The sequence below is a fragment of the Nioella sp. genome (genome assembly GCF_964229645.1).
GTDB lineage: Bacteria > Pseudomonadota > Alphaproteobacteria > Rhodobacterales > Rhodobacteraceae > Nioella.
Window position 1 is genome coordinate 1 of record NZ_CAXREX010000143.1, and the last position, 2999, is coordinate 2999.

The 2999-nt window shown below is 65.2% G+C and carries 5 protein-coding genes and 1 pseudogene; all 6 read left to right on the forward strand.

What is annotated here, in order from left to right; translation table 11 throughout:
- A pseudogene (locus ACEQXV_RS09390) lies at positions 1–260 on the forward strand (urease accessory protein UreD); the annotation flags it as partial.
- A gap of 1 nt (position 261) precedes the next feature.
- The gene (locus tag ACEQXV_RS09395) at positions 262–564 is read left to right on the forward strand and encodes an urease subunit gamma (protein WP_370255380.1); all 303 of its coding nucleotides are present in this window, start codon (positions 262–264) and stop codon (positions 562–564) included.
- 12 nt (positions 565–576) lie between these two features.
- Entirely contained in the window at positions 577–741 is a 165-nt protein-coding gene (locus ACEQXV_RS09400) for a hypothetical protein (protein WP_370255381.1), read from the forward strand.
- Positions 738–1043 carry an urease subunit beta gene (locus ACEQXV_RS09405; RefSeq protein ID WP_370255383.1) on the forward strand — a complete coding sequence of 102 codons (306 nt, stop codon included), beginning with the start codon at positions 738–740 and terminating at the stop codon, positions 1041–1043. The genes ACEQXV_RS09400 and ACEQXV_RS09405 overlap by 4 nt, the downstream gene beginning before the upstream one ends.
- Positions 1043–1438: a carboxymuconolactone decarboxylase family protein gene (locus ACEQXV_RS09410; RefSeq protein ID WP_370268911.1), complete on the forward strand. Its 396-nt coding sequence runs from the start codon at positions 1043–1045 to the stop codon at positions 1436–1438. The genes ACEQXV_RS09405 and ACEQXV_RS09410 overlap by 1 nt, the downstream gene beginning before the upstream one ends.
- 35 nt (positions 1439–1473) lie before the next feature.
- Positions 1474–2999: urease subunit alpha (gene ureC / locus ACEQXV_RS09415; protein WP_370268912.1), on the forward strand; the 1526-nt coding region annotated here is incomplete at its 3' end.

The following is a 2999-nucleotide window of genomic DNA, read 5'->3' on the forward strand; positions in this document are numbered from 1 at the left end:
TCGCCGAACAGATGCAGGGTCATGCCATCGGCGCAGGCGCGACTGCCATGGCGAGCCTCGTCTTCGCGACGCCGGGGGCCGAGGCGTGCCTGGAGCGGATCAGAGCACGTCTGCCCGAAACCGGCGGGGCCAGCCTGATCCGACCCGACCTGATCTTCGTGCGGCTTCTGGCAGCGGACGGCTTTGACCTTCGGGCGTCTCTGCTGCCGCTTCTGACCGACCTTTACGGGGGCGCATTGCCCCGAACATGGATGTTGTAACATGAACCTGACCCCCCGTGAAAAGGACAAGCTGTTGATCGCCATGGCCGCCGAGATTGCCCGCAAACGGCTGGCGCGCGGCGTGAGGCTCAACCACCCCGAAGCTATAGCGCTGATCACCGATGCCGTTGTCGAGGGGGCCCGCGACGGGCGCAGTGTTGCCGATCTGATGGAGGCCGGGGCCCATGTCATCACCCGTGATCAATGCATGGAAGGGATCCCCGAGATGATCCACGAGGTGCAGGTCGAGGCGACGTTTCCCGATGGCACCAAGCTTGTCACCGTGCACAACCCGATCCGCTGAAAGGAGCCTGCGATGAAATACGTTCTGCCAGTTCTGGGCATCGCCCTCGCAACTGCCGCCCAAGCGCATGAGGGCGGTCACCTTCACCCGCACGAAAGCAATGGCTGGCTGGCCATCGCCCTGTTGCTTGGCCTTGGTGCAGTGGGTGGGTTCCTTGTGGGCCGGATCCACCGATGATCCCCGGAGAGCTGTTTCCAGCAGAGGGTGACCTTGTCCTGAACGAAGGGCGCGAGGCAATCACGCTGATGGTGGCCAACACCGGCGACCGGCCGGTGCAGGTGGGCAGCCACTACCATTTCGCCGAGGCCAACAGCGCGCTCCAATTCGACAGGGCGGCCGCGCACGGGCGAAGGCTCGACATTGCAGCAGGCACCGCCATACGCTTCGAGCCGGGACAGCGGCGCGAGGTCAATCTCATCCCCATCGGGGGCGCACGCCGCGTCTTCGGCTTCAACCAACAGGTGATGGGAGACCTCTGATGGCCACTTTACCCCTTCTTTCCGACGATCAGCTGACGCCCGAGGCGGCGGCGGTCTTTGCCGATATCCGTGCGACGCGCGGCACGGATTACGTCAACAACTTCTGGCGCGCGCTGGCCCACAACCCCGCGCAGCTCAAGGCGACGTGGGAGGGTTTGAAGCCCGTCATGGGGCCCGGCGCATTGGACCCGCTGGTCAAGGAGATGGTCTATATCGCCGTCTCGGCGGCCAATGCCTGCGAATATTGCTGTCATTCCCACGCGGCCTCGGCCCGCGCCAAGGGGATGACGCAAGAGATGTACAACGAATTGATGTCGGTCGTGGCCATGGCCAGCAGCACGAACGCGCTGGCCAATATGCTGCAAGTGCCCGTGGACGAGGCCTTCTGCGCATGAAGACCACCCCGCGACCGACCTGACAGGAGGCCAATATGCCCGCCACCCTATCCCGACGCGATCATGCTGCCATGTTCGGCCCCACCGTGGGTGACAGGCTGCGGCTGGCTGACACCGACCTCATCATCGAGGTGGAGCGCGATCTGACCGGCCCCTATGGCGAAGAAGTCAAGTTCGGCGGCGGCAAGGTCATCCGCGACGGGATGGGGCAGGGGCAGGCGACACGGGCCGAGGGGGCGGTCGACACCGTCATCACAAACGCGCTGATCGTGGACTGGACCGGGATCTACAAGGCCGATGTTGGCCTGAAGGACGGGCGTATCCACAAGATCGGCAAAGCGGGCAACCCCGACACGCAGCCGGGCGTCAATATCGTCGTGGGGCCGGGGACCGAGGCCATCGCGGGCGAGGGGCGCATCCTGACGGCAGGGGGCATCGACAGCCATATCCACTTCATCTGTCCTCAGCAGATCGAGGATGCGCTGCATTCGGGCCTGACCACGATGATCGGCGGCGGCACCGGCCCCGCGCATGGCACTCTGGCCACCACCTGCACACCGGGGCCGTGGCATATCGGGCGGATGCTGCAGGCCGCCGATGCCTTCCCGATGAACCTCGCCTTCGCGGGCAAGGGAAATGCGTCGCTTCCCGCCGCGCTCGAGGAACAGGTGCTGGCCGGGGCGTCCTGCCTCAAGCTGCACGAGGACTGGGGCACCACGCCCGGCGCCATCGACTGCTGCCTGTCGGTCGCGGATGCCATGGACGTGCAGGTGATGATCCATACCGACACGCTGAACGAGTCGGGTTTCGTGGAAAACACCGTGAAGGCCATGAAGGGCCGCACGATCCACGCCTTCCACACCGAAGGCGCGGGTGGCGGGCATGCGCCCGACATCATCAGGATCTGCGGCGAGGAGCACGTGCTGCCCTCCTCGACCAACCCGACGCGCCCCTTCACCGTCAACACGCTGGAAGAGCATCTCGACATGCTCATGGTCTGCCACCACCTCGACAAGTCGATCCCCGAGGATGTGGCCTTCGCCGAATCCCGCATCCGGCGCGAGACCATCGCGGCAGAGGATATCCTGCATGACATGGGGGCGTTTTCGATCATCGCGTCGGACAGCCAGGCCATGGGCCGGGTGGGCGAGGTGGTGATCCGCACCTGGCAGACCGCCGACAAGATGAAGAAGCAGCGCGGGGGGCTGGCAGACGAAGTTGGCCAGAACGACAATTTCCGCGTCCGCCGCTACGTGGCGAAATACACGATCAACCCGGCGATCGCCCACGGGATCAGCGCCCATGTGGGCAGTATCGAGGAAGGCAAGCGCGCCGACCTTGTGCTGTGGTCGCCCGCCTTCTTCGGCGTGAAGCCCGATATGGTTCTTCTGGGAGGAACCATCGCCATGGCGCAAATGGGCGATCCCAACGCCTCGATCCCCACGCCCCAACCGGTCTATTCGCGCCCCATGTTCGGGGCCTATGGGCGCTCGGTGGAACGTTCTGCCGTGACTTTCGTCTCTGCGGCGGCGCAGGCAGAGGGGGTGGGCGCCACGCTCGG